The 18707-nt window shown below is 30.8% G+C and carries 15 protein-coding genes and 1 tRNA gene; 11 read left to right on the top strand and 5 right to left on the bottom strand.

Going from position 1 to position 18707, the window contains the following annotated elements; translation table 11 throughout:
- Positions 1-235: 235 nt before the first annotated feature.
- The 7 genes from ACSIGE_RS09990 (at position 236) to ACSIGE_RS09960 (ending at position 9427) form a co-directional block, all read left to right on the top strand.
- The gene (locus ACSIGE_RS09990; RefSeq protein ID WP_440879733.1) at positions 236-1030 is read left to right on the top strand and encodes an MbnP family protein; all 795 of its coding nucleotides are present in this window, start codon (positions 236-238) and stop codon (positions 1028-1030) included.
- 211 nt (positions 1031-1241) lie between these two features.
- Positions 1242-2273, top strand: coding sequence for a cytochrome-c peroxidase (locus ACSIGE_RS09985; protein ID WP_440879732.1), 1032 nt, complete (start codon positions 1242-1244; stop codon positions 2271-2273).
- On the top strand, positions 2239-3231 hold the full coding sequence (locus ACSIGE_RS09980; RefSeq protein WP_440879731.1) for a transporter: 993 nt from the start codon (positions 2239-2241) through the stop codon (positions 3229-3231). The genes ACSIGE_RS09985 and ACSIGE_RS09980 overlap by 35 nt, the downstream gene beginning before the upstream one ends.
- Before the next feature lie 10 nt (positions 3232-3241).
- Positions 3242-5596 (top strand): TonB-dependent receptor, encoded by a 2355-nt coding sequence (locus tag ACSIGE_RS09975; RefSeq protein WP_440879730.1) that lies wholly within the window; start codon positions 3242-3244, stop codon positions 5594-5596.
- A 29-nt stretch (positions 5597-5625) separates the two neighbouring features.
- The gene (locus ACSIGE_RS09970; protein ID WP_440879729.1) at positions 5626-6861 is read left to right on the top strand and encodes a PepSY-associated TM helix domain-containing protein; all 1236 of its coding nucleotides are present in this window, start codon (positions 5626-5628) and stop codon (positions 6859-6861) included.
- 98 nt (positions 6862-6959) lie between these two features.
- Positions 6960-7502, top strand: coding sequence for a DUF2911 domain-containing protein (locus ACSIGE_RS09965; RefSeq protein ID WP_440879728.1), 543 nt, complete (start codon positions 6960-6962; stop codon positions 7500-7502).
- Between the two features lie 929 nt (positions 7503-8431).
- A complete protein-coding gene (locus ACSIGE_RS09960) occupies positions 8432-9427 on the top strand; it encodes a S8/S53 family peptidase (protein ID WP_440879727.1) in 996 nt (331 codons plus the stop codon).
- Between the two features lie 128 nt (positions 9428-9555).
- Here ACSIGE_RS09960 and ACSIGE_RS09955 read toward each other — a convergent pair whose 3' ends face one another.
- The 3 genes from ACSIGE_RS09955 to ACSIGE_RS09945 are packed head-to-tail and all read right to left on the bottom strand — an operon-like array spanning position 9556 to position 11480.
- Complete coding sequence (locus ACSIGE_RS09955; protein WP_440879726.1) at positions 9556-10485, bottom strand: DUF5777 family beta-barrel protein; 930 nt, start codon at positions 10483-10485, stop codon at positions 9556-9558.
- Complete coding sequence (locus tag ACSIGE_RS09950) at positions 10472-11023, bottom strand: YceI family protein (protein WP_440879725.1); 552 nt, start codon at positions 11021-11023, stop codon at positions 10472-10474. Before ACSIGE_RS09950 ends, ACSIGE_RS09955 begins: the two co-directional genes overlap by 14 nt.
- A complete protein-coding gene (locus tag ACSIGE_RS09945) occupies positions 11016-11480 on the bottom strand; it encodes an OB-fold protein (RefSeq protein ID WP_440879724.1) in 465 nt (154 codons plus the stop codon). Before ACSIGE_RS09945 ends, ACSIGE_RS09950 begins: the two co-directional genes overlap by 8 nt.
- A gap of 98 nt (positions 11481-11578) precedes the next feature.
- Here ACSIGE_RS09945 and ACSIGE_RS09940 point away from each other — a divergent pair, with 98 nt between their 5' ends.
- The gene (locus ACSIGE_RS09940; protein WP_440879723.1) at positions 11579-12694 is read left to right on the top strand and encodes a LytR/AlgR family response regulator transcription factor; all 1116 of its coding nucleotides are present in this window, start codon (positions 11579-11581) and stop codon (positions 12692-12694) included.
- A gap of 527 nt (positions 12695-13221) precedes the next feature.
- Here ACSIGE_RS09940 and ACSIGE_RS09935 read toward each other — a convergent pair.
- Entirely contained in the window at positions 13222-14187 is a 966-nt protein-coding gene (locus ACSIGE_RS09935; RefSeq protein WP_440879722.1) for a succinylglutamate desuccinylase/aspartoacylase family protein, read from the bottom strand.
- Positions 14177-15055 carry a RimK family alpha-L-glutamate ligase gene (locus tag ACSIGE_RS09930; RefSeq protein WP_440879721.1) on the bottom strand — a complete coding sequence of 293 codons (879 nt, stop codon included), beginning with the start codon at positions 15053-15055 and terminating at the stop codon, positions 14177-14179. The genes ACSIGE_RS09935 and ACSIGE_RS09930 overlap by 11 nt, the downstream gene beginning before the upstream one ends.
- Before the next feature lie 264 nt (positions 15056-15319).
- Between ACSIGE_RS09930 and ACSIGE_RS09925 the strand changes: the two genes are divergently transcribed.
- The 3 genes from ACSIGE_RS09925 to ACSIGE_RS09915 all read left to right on the top strand — a co-directional run bounded on the left by ACSIGE_RS09925 (position 15320) and on the right by ACSIGE_RS09915 (position 18699).
- Positions 15320-18133: a glycosyl hydrolase gene (locus tag ACSIGE_RS09925; RefSeq protein ID WP_440879720.1), complete on the top strand. Its 2814-nt coding sequence runs from the start codon at positions 15320-15322 to the stop codon at positions 18131-18133.
- 72 nt (positions 18134-18205) lie between these two features.
- A complete protein-coding gene (folB, locus tag ACSIGE_RS09920) occupies positions 18206-18568 on the top strand; it encodes a dihydroneopterin aldolase (RefSeq protein WP_440879719.1) in 363 nt (120 codons plus the stop codon).
- A gap of 60 nt (positions 18569-18628) precedes the next feature.
- Positions 18629-18699 (top strand) — tRNA-Cys (locus ACSIGE_RS09915).
- Positions 18700-18707: the final 8 nt, after the last annotated feature.

Below are 18707 nucleotides of genomic sequence, written 5' to 3'. Positions count from 1 at the left end.
ACAACTGTATGTGTTTTAGTAGATACACATTGATGATACTACTAAGCATTATTTCTTATATATACTTATTTTCTTTACCCCTATTATGTGAGTGACTATTTGTCTTCTACAATCTATGGTACTTGAAACATAGATATGTATTAGATGGCAGATCGCTACTTGAAAACACCTAAACAAATACTTTTACCTATTCTACTCATGTTTCATTGGGAGTAGATGTATTAAATAACAAAAAATGAAAAAAATAACAATACTTATAATCACCCTACTTATAATTACTTCATGTGGTAACAATGAAGAACTAGACTCTATTTTGGATGGAAAAAACAATGTTAAAATTGAATTTGATAATGGATTCAAAAATGATAAATTGATATTAGGATCAGCGTATACTAATGCTAATGAAGAAATATTAAAAATAACCTCTTTTGACTATATCGTAAGTAACTTTACTTTAATCTCTGATAAGGGAGAAGAAATAAAATACCTTAAAGAAAACAACTACTTTATTATTAGCGAAGGCGGAAATGATAAAATCAAGAATACTGGAATTATATTAAAAGACATACCTGCAGGAAAATATACAAAAATAAAGTTTGGGATCGGAGTTGACAGAGAACGATTTCTTCAGGGACAAGCAGTTCAAGGTGACTTTTGGACATTAGCAGAAGATTATAATCTTACCTGGAGCTGGCAAGCTGGCTATAAATTTATAGTTTTAGAGGGTACTTTTACATCTGATGATAAAGAAAAAGATGCCCCTTTTATGCTTCATATAGCTAGCAGAGGTAGTAATGGTGACGATCTGTATAGGGAAATTGAACTACCAATGGATTTAGCTATTGTTAGTAATGAACAATCACCTCAATTGCATATCAAAGTTAATGCTAGTGCAATGCTGGATGGTAACGAAAAGATTAAACTTGCTGATCAGTCGACAGTGATGGGAGGACCTAATGCACTAAAAATTGCAGATAACTGTAAAGATATGTTCTTCGTCCATCATGTGCATAATGCAAACCACCACTAAAAAAGAAAATTAAAGAAAGATTGAGTTTTTGACAAACCATATTTAAAAAACGTTTTTTAGCGAGTAACTAAAAAATCAATAAAGTCATGGCTTTTCAGATCTCTTCTCTTCACAAAATCTTAAAATAAATACTACTTTTTCTTTGTACAGGAAAAATATTTGAATGTACCAAGGAGAAATACATCATATGAATTAAACTAATTGTTAATACATGAGAAAACAATTCGTGATATTATTATTAGGTTCTTTTTTGAGCTGTAAAAATCAAGAAGTTTATACGAATGTTGATCTGGTTTTTGAGCAACCTTCAAATTTTCCGGAACCCAGCTATGATTTAAATACAAATCCAATAACTGAAAAAGGTTTTGAATTAGGCAAAAAACTATTTTACGACGGAAACTTATCATCCGATGGGGTAGTTTCGTGTGCGTTTTGCCATCAACAAAAGTTTGCATTTACCCATCACGGACATCGTTTAAGTCATGGGGTAGAAGAACGAGAAGGTAAACGTAATTCTCAACCCATTCAAAATATGGCATATCAAAAACAATTTTCATGGGACGGAGCCGCATTTCATTTAGATTTATTCCCTATCATTCCTATTACAAATCCTGTTGAAATGGATGAAACAGTGAGTAATGTCATGCAGAAATTAAAAAAGAACAATGATTATAAAAAACTTTATGAATTGGCTTTTGAAGATGGACAAATCAATGCTGAAAATACTTTCAAAGCAATGTCTCAATTCATGAATATGATGATTTCGTCTAACTCTAAATATGATCAATATAAGCGAAATGAGAACGATGTAACTTTCTCCTCACAAGAAAAAAAGGGTTTACAACTTTTCAAAAAAAAATGTGCCTCTTGCCATGCTTCAGACTTGTTTACTGATGATTCCTTTAGAAACAACGGACTCCCTATTAATCCTAATATAAATGATTTGGGAAGGATGACAGTTACCTTACTCGAAAAAGATAAATACAAGTTTAAAGTACCTAGTCTACGAAATGTTGAGGTAACTGCTCCGTACATGCACGATGGAAGATTCGGCTCCTTAAAATCCGTATTAGACTTTTATACTAGTGGGGTACAAGAAACAGAAAACTTAGACCCCCTACTAAGAGGTGAAAATCAAACCTTAGGAATACAGCTAAATGAAAAAGAAAAGATCGATATAATAACATTTTTAAAAACACTAACAGATTATGAATTTCTTTCAGACAAAAGGTTTGCTGAGTAAAATTCTCATACTTTTAACACTATTTCTTGCAACTCAAATGATAAAGGCCAATAATCCATGCCCTAAATTTCACCTTCATATAATGGAAGAATGTGATGCTTGTGGCTGTAGCAATAATGGAGGTAGCTTAGGTTTAGGAGGCGTAATAGAAAACAACTTTATAGGTATCAGATACCTACACCAAAAATACCAATCAAAAGATGGTATTTTTGATAACTCTCCAACAATTAATGAATATTTTAATACCATTCAGATTTGGTCAAGAATTCCTGTGATAAAAGATTATCTAGAGGCGCAAATATTTATGCCTATACATTTTCATCAAAGAGTATATTCAAATAAAACAACAAAAATTGATGGGCTAGGAGATATTTCTTTTCTTGTAAATTATACTCTCTTGAACAAAAATTACAGCAAGTATCGTAAAGAAAAAAATAAAATATTCTCCTATAATCATATTTTAAAACTAGGAACAGGGTTGAAGCTTCCTACAGGTACCTTTAATGAAACTATCAATAACGCTGTTAATCCTAGTTTTCAACTAGGAACAGGAAGTATTGACTTTTTAGCGAGTTGTCAATATATATTCAAGCACAATAATTTCGGAGCTACAAACTACCTAAACTATTTTGTAAAGACAAAAAATAGTGATCAATACAAGTTTGGTAATCAATTTAATTTTAACTCCACTATTTTTTATGCATTTGAGGATGTTAAGAAAAATAAATTCGTCCCATCTCTTGGTGTATCTGGAGAGTTTTATCAACCCAATGAAATACTTGGAATTCCCATTAGAAATACAAAAGGATATGCTATCTTTTCCAATATAGGAGCAGAATATAACTCAAAAAAAATTACGCTTGGACTTCTAACGATGTATCCGATTAACCAGGAACTTGCACAAGGTACTATTCAAATAAAATATAGATCAAGTGTCTACCTAAATTATAATTTTTAAATCATAAAAGATGAACGGAAAAAACATAATTCTAATTGTCTGTATTTTTGTTACCCTTACTACAGTAAATTCCCAAACACAATTTAAAGGAAAAATAACAGATGAAAACAATCTTCCGTTAGTAGGTGCTAATATCTTTTCTACTGAAAAAAAAGCAACTGGAACTATTTCAGACACCAATGGAAACTTCATCATAAAATCTTCTAATGGTAATGTAACCATTTCTATGATAGGATATGAAACAAAAAAGACGATCCTTGAGCCTCGTCTAACAAACACTATCATGTTAATCACTAAAAATGAGGGGCTCGAAGAAATCGTAGTTTCAGCAAGTAGAGAAATTCAAAAAAGAAGCGAAGTACCTGCATCAATTGGGTTACTAACAGCAAAACAGATTGAAGAGACAAAGGCTTTTGGTATTGAACAGATAATTAACCAAGTTCCAGGGGTTTTCATGAGTACCTCAAAAGCTTCTGGTAATGAACAACATTTCATGGCCGTCCGATCTCCTATTTCTACAAAATCATTATTTTTATATTTAGAAGACGGATTGCCTATTAGACCTGTAGCAGTATTCAACCATAATGCTCTGTTGGAAATGAATAATACTACTTTTGATAGAGTTGAAGTTTTGAAAGGCCCAGCATCAAGTATTTACGGAAGCGAAGCTATTGGAGGGAGTTTTAACTTCATAACAAAAAAACCAAATGAAGAACTTAAAGGTTCGGTAGGTTTTCAAATCAATAATTTAGGACTTACCAGATATGAAGCGGAAGCATCGGCAACATTGAATAAAAAGTACGGATTTTATGTTGGAGGACATCATGCAAGAAGAGATAATGGTTTAATTGGACACTCCGATTATGAAAAAACAGCAATAACATTTAAAAATGTAAATGACTTTTCTGAAACATTACAATGGATTAATAGCATTACTTTAATCGATTATCGCTCCGATATGTCGGGATCTTTATCTGAAAAAAACTATTTTGATGGCAATTATGAAAGCAATCAAACTTTTACAGAAAGAGTCGCTAAATCGTTCAGATTTAGATCTACATTAAATAAAGCTTGGAATAATTCACACAAAACTGCAATTAATTTTGTTTATAGAAATAACGAAATGAATCAAATCCCATCCTATAGAATCAGACAAAATAGAGTTTCTGGAGTTTTAGACGGTACAGGAAAAGGGGAAATCAATTCTAATAAGTTTCAAAGTTATGTTGGGTTAATTCAACACAAAATGAATTTCGGCTTTGCAAACTCTAGTTTAATTCTTGGAACAACGGCTGACTTTTCACCCCAAACGTATGAGGCGGAAAAAATTGATGTTAATGTAAATACTGCAACGGCGCAAAACGTTGGGTATACGGTAAGAAATGATCAATATATTATGAAATATGATGCCGATATCTTTAATTATGCTGGATACGCTCAATTTGAAATATCGCCACTTAGAAAAGTAAAGCTTACTGCAGCTATACGTTACGATGGCTTTACGTATGACTATGATAATTTAGATGAGGGTAATTCAGGAGTTGTTGACACAACAGTTAGTTATGAAAATATAGCTCCTAAATTAGGTATAAACTTCGACCTCCATAAAAATATTGGAATTTATTCCAATTATTCTAAAGGATTTACACCTCCACAAATAAGTACGTTATTCCGAAACGGAAAAAATAATACAGGGTCAGTTTTCTCATTAAAACCATCGAGGTTTCATAACTATGAAATTGGTGGGTATTTTATGATTCCTTCAAAGTTAAAAGTTGATATTACTTTATACCAATTAGACGGTTTTGATCGATTAATTTCTTTAAGATCTGATGACGGAAGTTTTATTCAAAAAAACGCAGGAAAAACAAGATCTGTTGGAACCGAATTAGGAATAAAATACTCAATATTAGATAATTTAGATATAAATTATAACGGAAGTTACGCTACACATAAGTATATTTCTTTTTTTGAAAACAATATTGATTATTCAAATACAAATATGCAAATAGCTCCCAATTATATAGCTAATACTACACTGAATTATCGCCCAATAAAAGATATTTTATTCACTATTGAACACGAACAAGTAGGTTCTTATAACACAAGTTTTGAAGGACAAGCAATTGTTGGAACTGATAATAGTAATGACCCAATCTTTGGAACAACTAACTATGCAGGTCATAATGTTTTCAATGTAAGAGCGAACTTTACCTATCGTCAATTCGAAGTTTGGGGGCAGGTTTTAAATGTATTTGATAAACTTTATGCTGTAAGAGCTTTATATAGCCGATGGTCAAGAGAAAACACCTACAGTATTGGTAATCCAAGAGCATTTCATTTTGGTATAAAATATAACTTTTAAACTACAGGGGCATCCCCTTGATTTTAAATATGAAAGATAGAAAATTAAATCAATGGTTGTGGAAATGGCATTTTATAGCAGGACTCTTTTCTTTACCATTTGTGATGGTTTTATCTGTTACTGGCGCTGTGTATCTTTTTAACCCTCAAGTTGAAGAAGCTTATAAAAGATCTATGACTAAGGTTTTAAGTAGTAAGGTTTCGAAGCTTTCTTATCAGCAGCAGTGGTTAATTGCAAAAAAGAATATAAAGCAACCATTGAACTCTATAATTGTATCAAATGATGACCAGCTTACTACTGAATTTGTAGCGGGAAGGTTCAGTCATAAAAAATCAGTTTTTGTCGATCCGAATACGGGTGAAGTAACGGGTAAGTTCTCACCGAAAGATACTTGGATGTATACAATCAGAAAACTACATGGTGAGCTTCTAGGCGGTTCTTTTGGAACAAAAATAATTGAATTAATAGCCTGTTGGATGATTGTATTAATTATCACTGGACTCTATATTTGGTGGCCTTTTAAAAAAGAAGTTAGGAGCGTGTTTTTTCCAAAATTAAACAAAGGTAAACGTATTTTTTACAGAGACTTACATGCAATTCTAGGATTTTGGTTTTCTGGATGGCTTTTGTTAGCCTTGGCTGGAGGATTGCCATGGACAGATGTTTTCGGTAGCGAATTTAAGTGGATTCAGAAAATAACAAACACAGGGTACCCTAAAACATGGAACGGCAATGGATTATCCTCAGAACTCCAAAAAAATCCGCTTGCTTTAGATAAAATGATAACAATAGCCAAAAATCAAGACTTAAAAGGAGAGTTGTATATAGGATTACCCAAATCAAAGAAGAGTACTTTTAGTGTTCATAATAAAACTTTCGACTTAAAAGCTCAAAAAATGATACACTTTGATCAATATAATGGAAATTTGATTAAAGCGCATAACTGGGGTGATATAGGCGCTTTAATGAAAGCCAGATTGTGGTTGATGGCATTTCATCAAGGACAACTAGGAGGGTGGAATTTTTGGTTAATGTTTATTATTGCCGTAGCCCTAACCTTTATAAGTTTGGCAGCAATAATGTCATATCTATTAAGAAAACGAAAAGGAAGTTTAGGCATCCCCAACATTCCTAAATCATTTTCAATACCACCATTGCTATATGTTATTATAATTATCCTAGGTATTATTTTACCTCTTTTTGGATTGAGTATTTTAATAATTTATTTAGCAACTATAACCAGTCAAAAAACTTCTAGGCATTAAAATTAATTCCTTAATTTTAAGTTAAAAAAGTAATTCATCTTGCAAGAATTAGTAATTTTAGAGACTAATCACATAATAATTAATAAAAAAACATAAATATGAAAACATCAATATTATCAATTATTATTTTTGTTTTAGCCCTAATCTCTTCAAACGAGCTCAATGCACAAAAATTCCCGAGTTTGGATAAAAGTCCGATGGATGCAGCTTCTTACCCATCAAGCTATCGAAATTCTGACAAAAAAATTAAAATTATATACAGCAGACCTCAACTAAAAAGTAGGAGCCTTTCAAAGCTAGCTCCTGCCAATAAAATATGGAGAACTGGAGCAAATGAAGCTGCAGAAATTACTTTTTATGAAGAATTAAACTTCGGAGGAAAAAAAATAAAACCAGGAACTTATTCTCTTTTCTCTATTCCTAGCGAAAATGAATGGACCATTATTTTGAGTAGTGCCAAAAATGTTTGGGGATCTTATTTTTATAAGGAAAGTGAGGACATTGCAAGAGTTAAAGCAAAAGTATCCGAAAGTAAAAATAATATTGAAGCCTTTTCAGTTACCTTTGACGGAGAGGATGATAAATTTAATATGTATTTGGGGTGGGGTAACACCATTGTAACCGTACCGATAAATAAATAAAGAACTTTCTTCTTTCAAAAAACTTATAAAAGTTGATTTTTAGAAACTCTAAAAATCAAATTATTAAACCGTATTAATATATAAATACGCTTTGTTCTTTTTGGATGAACAAAGCGTATTATTCTTCTTTTCATAAGCAATTTTTATACTATTAAAAGATTGTAGTATACAAATCGTTTAAACACTTCTAATATTATTTTGATATCTGTAATAATAAAACTGAATTTAATTACTTCTTAAAAGAAATAAACACGTCTCGAAAAGAAGTCACGTTTTATAAACACAGCCACCTTTAAAACTGAAAACCAAACAACAACAGTCTTATTTCTTCATTTAATGGCAAAAAATTTATAACTAATAACCATCCATTTTTTTATTAGCTTTTAAGTGAGAAATGAAAAAGTATTTTCTAGTATTAGACCTTATACCATGATGAATAAGACACGCAATAACCTTGTTTAAATTTGACTTCAATTTCTTATTTATCTAGTATTTATAACCCTTTCCAGAAACATCTAAAATGTAGCTAGCATTAGAAATAGTATCACGAATTGCAGTTCAAAATAAAAACTTCTTCGTAAAAAAACTTATTAAACATCTTTTGTCAAAAAACACAATTTTCTGAAATTTATAAAAAAGCTATGAAAATCGCTCTATAGTTTAATCATTGTACATTAAGTGTTTTTTTTCTTAGACATAAGCCAACTACCACTCATGAAATTATCTAATTTTAAAACACTTAAATCAAAAGTATTTCTCATTGATGTTACAAAAAAAATTAAACACACTTTTCAAATTAAACTTTATTTGTTTTATTAAAAAAAATATAATTTTTTGTTAAAAAACAAAAAATAAAAAACAAAAATCCTAAAAAACAGTAATTTAGCCACGAAAATAAAATAAAAAATAAAATGGTAAGCAAATTTAAAATGCTATCGACAAAATCGTTGATAGTAACTGTACTTTTGGCTACTTCTTGTGCCAACGACGATTCTGCAATAACTGCAATTGATCATCAAAATGAAATCTCAAATGACCTAAAAACAAGAAATCGCTCTAAAGATAAACTTTCATGGGGAATTCAAAAAATTGGTTATCAAAATGTTGAAAACGACCAAAATTACTCTGGAAAAAAGATTTGGATTATTGACTCAGGAATTGCTAAAATAGATGCTTTAAACATAAATGAAGATTTAAGCAGAAATTTTGCTCCAGATTCTAATGGCAATATAGACCCTAAAGCATGGACAGATCAAAGGGGTCATGGAACGAGTGTCGCTGCTGTAGCGGCCGCAAAAGAGCTAGGAAATGGCTATACAGGAGTAGCTGCCGGAGCTGAAGTTGTAGCTATTAAAATTATTAATGAAAGAGGAAATATAGCTCCTATCTTAATAGATGCCTTGGCTTATGTAAACGATAAAATTAAACCAGGAGATGTGTGGAACATGAGCTTAGGGTCTTTACGTCCTTTAGATGCTATGGGAAGCGAAGATTTAGAGAATTGGAAAGAAATTCAGATACTTCTTAAAAAACTAGAAAAAAAAGCCCCTGGAACAATTGCAGCAGGAAACTTCCCAGCACCTTTAGATAAATATCCTTATCCAGAAAGTTATTTTTCAGATAATCATGATCAAATTTATATTGTTGGCGCTGTGAATGAAAATGAAAAAGTACTAGGTGCCTTTGGGAAAGTTATCGATTTCTTTGCCCCAGGCTATAATTTACCTATTTTAACCAACAAAGGAGTTCTTGATAATGATAATGATTCCGATAATCAAGGAACTTCATTAGCGGCTCCGCATATAGCAGGATTACTATTTATTGGACATTATGACACAAGTCATTCTATAAAAGAACAAGAATTTCGTGCTGGTCTTAAACAAGAATCAAGACCTATTCCAGTTATACTAAACACTCGAAAATAATACACACTTTTTAAAATAATACTTAAAATTATATTATATAATTTTAAGTATTATTTAATTATAGTACAGTAGTAAGGACTGCCATTATATATATTTATTAAACAATCGTACCCCCCCTTAATGCTTTTTTACTGTTTTTTCTTGTAATTACTCCTCATTTCATTTTTACTTAAGTGTAGAACAAAAGTAGCATTAAAGCCAAAATGAAAATTACCGTCATGAAAATTAAAATTATTTTTTGTTTGAGTAATAAAGGTGTCATCCGCATAATTTCGAACGTTGGTAATTTGAAACTGCAATAATAAATGACTTAACTCCCAATTAACTCCAATCATAAAGGGATTGTAAGATGTGACTATTTTGCTCGTGTTAAAAACCTTATAATATTCTGAAACAAAAGAAACATGCCCTCCAACTTTATATCGAGCTCCAAACCCTAAAGCGAACTGATTTTTGGGTTGCCCTTCAAAAACACTATGATTTCTTGTGATAAAAATAGGAGAAAATTGAGCTGAAAACTTGGTGTTGAATTTCCTTGCAATTAACAGCTGTAAAGTATAACTGTATACTGATGATTTGTTACTATCAGATGTAAGTACCCCATATTGATCGTATTCTTGTAATGCTTCTTTATTCCGATGAGAAATAGTTTGAAGCAAGACCATGCTCAATGGAATTTTTTTAGATTTTTTTAACTGTTTTAAAAATTTATATTTTAAATAACCTTCTGTAATTTTATCAAAATTTGTATAGCTAACCCCCATAGTAAAGTTATTTGTAATGGCATAGTCCAAACCGAATCGAGTACTTACTTCGTCTGCTAAAAATCGTTGTGTTGTTCCTTCCTTATGATTCCAAAACCGATTATAAAGAGATATTTCAAGAGCACCCTGTTTTCTTGTTTCTATGGAGTGCCCTAATCCTATTCTTGTAGTTTTAAAAGTAGCAATTTCATAAACTGGTGTACTTGGAAATTCTTTATCTAGTTGATTTAATAAATCTTGAGCAATAAGAAATGAAGGGAATAATAATAATAATATAAGTTTAGTTACTTTCATATGGCAAATAGTTGAGATTAAACTTTACCAAAACAACTTTGGCAATATTATTAGATAAAATTGGAGGAATTTTAATATTAAAATCATTCACTGTTAAATTAAATTCTCCCTTTAGTTGAATTGCTTCTTTCGATTTTGAAATAGTCGTTTTTACCTCTATTTCTTTCGAAATTCCATGTATCGTAATAATCCCATTAATCAACCGGGTTTGTTCTCCATTCTCTTCTATATTAAATTTTTCAAGAGATCCCTCAAAAGTAGTTTTTGGATACATATCAGATTCAATATAGCTTTCATTGAAATGCTCATGCATTAAATCTTTTTTAAAAACAAAAGCTCTCATCAACATACTGATAGCTATTTTTTGATTGTCAAGATCAATAAGACTTAATACGTGATTATTTTCTGCTTCAATGTTTTCAAAGGAAGCATAAGAAAAGAAAGTGACTTGTCCTTGTCTGGCTATAAATTGATTAGATAACGAATCTCTAGCAAAAGTAGTTGGAAAAGCGAGTAATAAAACTAAGAGTTTATTCATTGTTTTTTAAAGTGTCTAAATAACAGTTTAGAAGAATAATATCTTTTAAATATCCTTTACAAACGCCTTTTATATAGACTAATTGATTTTTTTTAAGTTGATTAACTAATTCTCGTTGGCTTTCATCAATATCACAAATAATACTTGTATTTTCTGAATTCCCTACTAAAAACACAGTTTTTCTATTGTTTAGGAATGAAACTTCTTTAACTCTTCCAAATACTTCTATTACCTTATTTCCATACAAGCTATCTGCTTGTTTTTCGTCATATGAATATAATTTCATAAGACTCTCTGAAGCAATACTAAAACAAGGTTCAGAGTATTCAATTTTGTTTGTATTGGTAAAAAAACAATACAAGATAAATCCAAATAAAAGAACGAAACTACTGTTAATAAATAAATACTGTTTTTTAATCATTAGGAAAAATGAAAAATCCATTTCAAAGAAACTCATTTATTTTAATAAATTTAGCACAATTTTGTTGAGAAAAGAAAAAATGGGTTTGAAAAAGGAAAAAAACGAGTTGTATTTGTGAGTATATGATATAAAAAATGAAGAAAGACAAGTTATATTTATTTACAGTATTAGCCATTACAGTGGTGTTTCTTATAATTTCCGTTGTTGGAGTTCAATATTTTATTAAGGTAAGTGCTAATCAATTAATAGAAGTACAGGTAGAAACGAGTAAAAGAGAAGCAAATGAAATTGCTGGTATCTTGAATTTTCAATTAAAAACAGACCATGATAAGAAAGCTATTTTAAAAAACTTTCAGCAAATCATATCAAAAAGTAGTTCTGATACATGGTTCATTTCTATTTTCGATTGGTCTGGGAAAAAAATATGTCATCCAGATATTACAAAAATTGGAGAAGCTGTAAATTCAAAACCTAATTTATTAGCATCATTGAAAGAAAAAAATAATTCCGAAAATTTACATGATTTACTAGTTTCAAATAGTGCTATTAGAAAAAATGAAAAGGCTATTTCAGAAGTGATACATATTGCACCTGTACAAAGTTCCGACTTGATTGTTGCTGCTAATGTAAATATCAATAACATTCATAAACAATTAAAAAGGTTAAAACGTAATTTCTATATGATTTTTTTAATCATGGGAATATTAGTAATTGTTTTATCATCTGCTGCCGTTAGAATTATTGGAAGTAGTTATGAGAAACAACTTGAAATGAAAAACTCTAATTTAGCTAATGAAGTAATTAATCTTTCCAGATTGAATACAGATTTAATCTCCTATCAAGAAAAAAAAGAAAAAGAAACGAATGAGGTTGCGGTTACTTCAGGAAAAATAAATGAAGCTTCTGAAAATAATAAAATCCGAATTCTAACATATATTCGAAACGAATTGGTACCTGTGCTAATTAGTGATATCGCATATATTTATACTGAAAATACAATAACCTACATTGTTTGTTTTGATGGTAAAAAATCTACCTCAAACTCAAGTTTAGATGAAATTCATTCTAATTTAGACGAAACCCTTTTCTTCAGAGCGAATCGTCAGTTTATTATTAGCATATCTGCGATTAATAAAATCATAAAATATGGAAAAAGTCAATTAAAAATTTTACTGAAAGCTAAAATTTCAGAAGAAATTTTAATAAGCAAAAATAAAGCTGCTGAATTTAAGCAATGGTTAAGTATGTAATATTTTAAATCTGTTTTCTCTTTTTAAACATACTAACTGACCATTTCAATAAAGTTTATTGGTTTTTTATTTTTTTAGTCAATTATCTGCATAGTTAAAAAACACATTTAAAGCACCTTAGCATTTAAAATGGAATAGCGATCAAAAGCTTTTCATCTTCAGGTATTCTCTCAGAGTAGCTCATATGCATTCTGAAAATATTCTTTCTACAAGATTAGTACTCATCAACTTGGTAAATGATAATGTAATTTTTTTAAAAAAACAAAGCTCACTAGGGAGCCACTAACCTTAGTTTAGATAAATGAAGTGCATTAAGTAGAGGCAACGTTTATGTTACACGTATACTCAAGTAATGGGTAATCTATTTTGCTAAGAGGTCAAATTCATTAGAGAAACAATAATTTAATTAGCATCAGGAAATCTTAATTCTTTATTTTTTAATTCTATTTAAGCCACTAAAACAATATAAAATCAATTAAATCTAAATCATTGTTAATTACTATATATATACTAAGAGTCAAATATAATTAAATCTCTCCGACATGAAATAGAGCATCTCCCATATTAATAATTGGAAAATTGTTTTTTGCAATTATGTAACCACTAATCGGAGCTTTAACAGCATAACTTGTTTCTCCATAAGTATCCATAATCCTCCCAAGAACTTGTCCTTTTTCTATAAATTCTCCATTAGCAATTGTGGAAGAAAATAAACCCGCAACTTTCGCCCTCACCCACTTTCTTTTTTTTAAATGTATACTCTCTCGACTACTCTCAACAGCTAAATTATCATCTATCATACCGAAATAATTTAAAACCCTTAACGTTCCTTTGATTCCTTCTTTAATCGCACGCTCATCTAACCTTAATGACTCTCCCCCTTCGTATACAACTACAGGTATATTATTCTTGTAACACTCATTTCTAAATGATTTGGAAATTAATTTTGATCCAAAAATTAAAGGCGCCTTGAAAACCTTTGCCAACTTCAAACTTTGAGGATCCTTTGGGGTATACCTAATTTGTGGAAAATTATTTCGCTGTGCACCCCCAGTATGATAGTCAATTGCAAAATCAATATTTTTAACTAATTCTTTCATCAAATAGAAGGCGATTCTGCTCGCAAGAGATCCTGATCTAGATCCTGGAAAACTTCGATTAACATCCTTTCCATGCATATTTCTTGTCAAATCAAGAAAACCAAAGACATTAAGTAATGGAATTACAATAACACAACCTTTATAAATTTTATATCGCTTATCAATAAGCATCCTTCTAACTAATTCAATACTATTGATTTCATCACCATGCAACCCTCCCTGTAATAAAACAGTCGGTCCTAACTCATCTCCATTAAAAACATAAACAGGTATCTCTATTAATGTTCCTGTTGCTAATCTGTCAATTGGAATTTTGATTAATTTTGACTCTCCCAACTGAACTCTTTCATTTCTTATTTTTATTTCTTTATTTTTACATGCATCACTGAACATTTTTTTCTAAATATTTAATTATCTTTTCTGCTACATTTATACCCGTATATGTTTCTATTCCTTGCAGTCCTGGAGTAGAATTTACCTCAATTAATAATGCCCCTCTTTTAGATCTTATAAAGTCTACACCTGCTACAGGTAAACCTAATAGATTAGCTGCCTTAACTGCCATTTCTTGTTCTCCGGTAGATAAAATTACTTTAGTTCCCTCTCCTCCTCTATGAATATTAGATCTAAAATCATCATCCAAACCCTTTCTCTTCATTGAAGCAACAACTTCATCTCCAACAACCAATGCTCTTATATCCTCATTATTACTTTCTTCTATAAATTCTTGTAATAGAAAACTAGTATTCATTGTATATAAAGTATCGATCATTGACTTAGCTGACTTCTCTGTTTCGGCTAAAATCACCCCCATGCCATGGGTTCCTTCTTGTAACTTAATAATAACTGGCGCTCCTCCAAGTAGCTCAATTTGTTCTTTAATATTCTCTGTATTCACAGAAAAAACGGTGTCTGGTATAGGAATATTTTTTCTGTTCATTATTTGTAAAGTTCTTAACTTGTTTTGAGCTCTTAAAATTCCCAATGATCGCGCTGTGCTGAAAACGCCACTCATTTCAAACTCTTTTACAATTGCAGCTCCATGATTAGTTATAGAAGCCCCAATCCTAGGAATAATAACATCTGGCCAATTAATAATATTATTTCCGTTATAAATAACGTGTCTATCACCCCCACTTAATTTTACCGAGCACTTAGCATGACTAATTACATTAACACGATGACCGCGGTAAATAGCCTCCTCATAAAGTCGCTTAGTAGAGTACACTTGCTTACTAACCGAAAGAATAAAAATATTCATAAACAATACTTTGTTTTTTTGTAAAAACTATTAAACTAAACGAAACTTGACCTAATCATATTTGAAAAGACATAATTTGTCTTTCTTTCTCATCAATCTTATGCTGCTTTTAATTCAAAAGAACTTTTAAATTCGACGCAAAGCATTTTCTATCGTTACAAATCTGATATTTTCTTTAACTTTAAAGCATTCGAAATAAAGCTGTTAAATTAATACTTGTTTTTTATTTTACAACTTTATCTTTCAGAAATAACAATTAAATAAATGAAAACATTTATAAACTTATGGTTATTGTTGTTATCGTTAAATATAATAGCACAATTAAAACCAACTTCAGTAGAAAATATCCAACAATTTTTGAGAAAAAAACATAAACTTGATAGTAGCTCCTTAGTTAAAAGGACTACTTTTAAAAATATTGGACCAACAGTTATGAGTGGGCGTGTTGTTGATATTGATGTAAACCCCAATAATACAATAGAATTCTATGTCGCATATGCTTCTGGTGGTCTTTGGTACACCAAAAATAATGGTAACTCCTTCTCTCCTATCTTAGACAAGTCGCAAACACAAAATATTGGCGATATTGCTGTAGATTGGAAAGCAAATATTATTTGGGTTGGGACTGGCGAAAATAATTCTTCCCGATCTTCATATGCTGGAATCGGTATTTTAAAATCTACCGATAATGGGAAAAATTGGAAGAATATGGGACTGTATGATAGTCACCATATCGGTAAAATTCTTATAAACCCTAATAATACTGACGAAGTTGTTGTTGGAGTGATTGGGCACTTGTATTCTAAAAATATAGAAAGAGGTATTTTTAGAACAACTGACGGAGGAGAAACTTGGCACAATACTTTATTTATAGACGACAAAACAGGAGTTATCGATATTCAGCAGGTTCCTGGTAATTTTAATGTTTTATTCGCTGCTTCATGGGAACGTGAGAGAAAAGCTTGGAATTTTGACGGTGATGGTACTAGATCTGCGGTTTATAAGAGTATCGATGCTGGTAAATCATGGAAAAAAATTTCAAAAAACAATGGATTTCCTGAAGGGGAAGGAATAGGAAGAATTGGACTAGCTGTATTTGATGAAAATAAAGTTTACGCTATTCTTGATAACCAATTCAGACGAAAGGAAGAGAAAAGTAATTCTAACACGTTAACTAAAAAAAAACTCATAAGCATCAGTACTTCTGAATTTTTAAATTTAACTGATGAAAAGCTAAATACCTACCTAAAGACAAATGGTTTCCATGAAAAATACAATGCAAAAAATATTAAACAAAAGGTGCGTTCTGGATCCATAAAGCCAATAGATTTGGTAAAATACTTGGATAATGCGAATGCTTTACTTTTTAACACACCAGTTATTGGGGCACAAGTTTATAAAACAATTAATGGTGGTAATTCATGGAGAAAAACACATAAAGGGTATCTAGATGACTTATATTACTCATATGGTTATTATTTTGGCGAAATAAGGGTGGATCCACAAAATGAAAATAAAATTTATGCTTTAGGAGTACCTATTTTAAAATCAAATGACGGAGGCAAGACCTTTTTCTCTATTAGTAAAGAAAATGTACATGCTGATCATCAAACTCTATGGATCAATCCAAATAGATCAGGGCATCTAATTGATGGGAATGACGGAGGGCTGAATATATCTTATGATGATGGTGAAAACTGGATAAAACTAAACTCCCCTGCAGTAGGTCAATTTTATTCAGTTTACGCCGATAATCAAAAAAATTATAAAATATACGGAGGTCTTCAAGATAATGGGGTTTGGGTTGCCAACAATAATGTTGAAATAAATAAATCATGGAAACAATCTGGCAAAAATCCTTATGAAAATTTAATGGGAGGAGACGGAATGCAGATAGCGGTTGATGACAGAGATCCTGATATTGTTTATACTGGTTATCAATTTGGTAATTATTACAGAATTAATAGAAAAACAAAAAAACAAAAACATATTCAACCAAAGCATGATTTGGGAGAGAATCCATTTCGTTTTAATTGGCAAACACCTATTCTATTATCTAAGCATAATCAAGACATTCTTTACTTAGGAGGAAATAAACTGCATCGTTCATTAAACCAGGGGAACAATTGGGAAACTATTTCTAAAGATTTAACTCAAGGGGAAAAAGAAGGAAATGTTGCATATGGGACTCTTACCACTATTTCTGAAAGCCCATTTAAGTTTGGTTTAATATATGTAGGATCTGACGATGGTTTAATTCACATAACTAAAAATAGTGGTGGGTCTTGGGAAAAAATCTCAAAAAACCTACCCAAAAATCTTTGGGTCAGTAGAATTATAGCCTCTAAGCACAAGCAAGAGAGAGTTTACGCTACGCTAAACGGATATCGCTTCGATCACTTTAAAAGCTATATATATAAATCAGATAATTACGGAAAAGACTGGGTTAGTATTAGCCACAATATTCCAAATTCTCCTGTTAATGTTATTAAAGAAGACCCTTTAAAAGAGAACGTTTTATATGTCGGAACGGATAACGGAGCTTACATTACTTTTGATGACGGTAAGAATTGGAACCCATTTTCGAAAATTCCAAATGTTGCTATTCATGATTTAGTCATTCAACCAAAAGCAAAAGAACTAATATTAGCTACTCATGGCCGCAGCTTATACAAAACAAAAATTTCTCATTTCCAACAACTTAAAAATACAAAAGAAAATTTTCTTTTTCCAATTAATGATATTGATAAAAAACCTAGCTGGGGTAGTTCATGGAGTAAGTGGTCAAAAGCCAACATACCCAAACAAATAATAACGTTCTTTTCAAATTCAGACAAAAAATTAACGCTAAATATTAAATCGAAAAACACTACTGTTAATCAAATAATTACTAATGTGTCGAGAGGTTTTAACTATATAGTTTATGACCTTACTTTTTCAAAAAAAGGCAAAATAGATTATTTAAATTATGAAAAAAAAGCTGAAATTAAAAAAGCTGACAACAACATGTATTATTTACCAAAAGGTAAGTATACCGTTGAAGCTTCCTCAAAAAAACAAACTTTTGAGATTAAATAAATAAAGTCATTAAGAATACTATCTTGCCTAGAAAACATCACTTGCGTACTAAAAGATTAATATCTTTGTGCTATGGGAATAATACAAGTAAATAATATCCGTTTATTCACTAATCACGGATGTTTAAAAGAAGAAGCCAAAATAGGATCTGAATACAGGGTAGATCTTGAAATCAAAGCAGATTTAACAACATCTGCAGAATCTGATATATTAACAGATACTGTCGATTATGTACATTTGAATAATATTGTTAAAGACGAAATGGCTGTAAGGTCTAAGTTACTTGAACATGTTGCGAAAAGAATTTTAAATCGTATTTTCAAAGAATTAAGTTTAGTTCAAGAAGCAACGGTAAAAGTAGCTAAAATAAACCCTCCTATTGGAGGAAATGTTGAAGAAGTGGTGATTGTATTAAAAGATATTCGTAAAAATTAAAAAACATTTGTAATAAAGAATAAAAGGTGTAAATTTGCATCCCGAATCACACCAATAAAGGGTGTCGTGGCCGAGTGGCTAGGCAGTGGTCTGCAACACCATCTACAGCGGTTCGAATCCGCTCGACACCTCAAAAACC

This window comes from Tenacibaculum profundi, from assembly GCF_052050075.1.
GTDB lineage: Bacteria > Bacteroidota > Bacteroidia > Flavobacteriales > Flavobacteriaceae > Polaribacter.
Note: the sequence above shows the minus strand (reverse complement) of the source record. Positions and strands in the feature narration are given on the sequence as shown.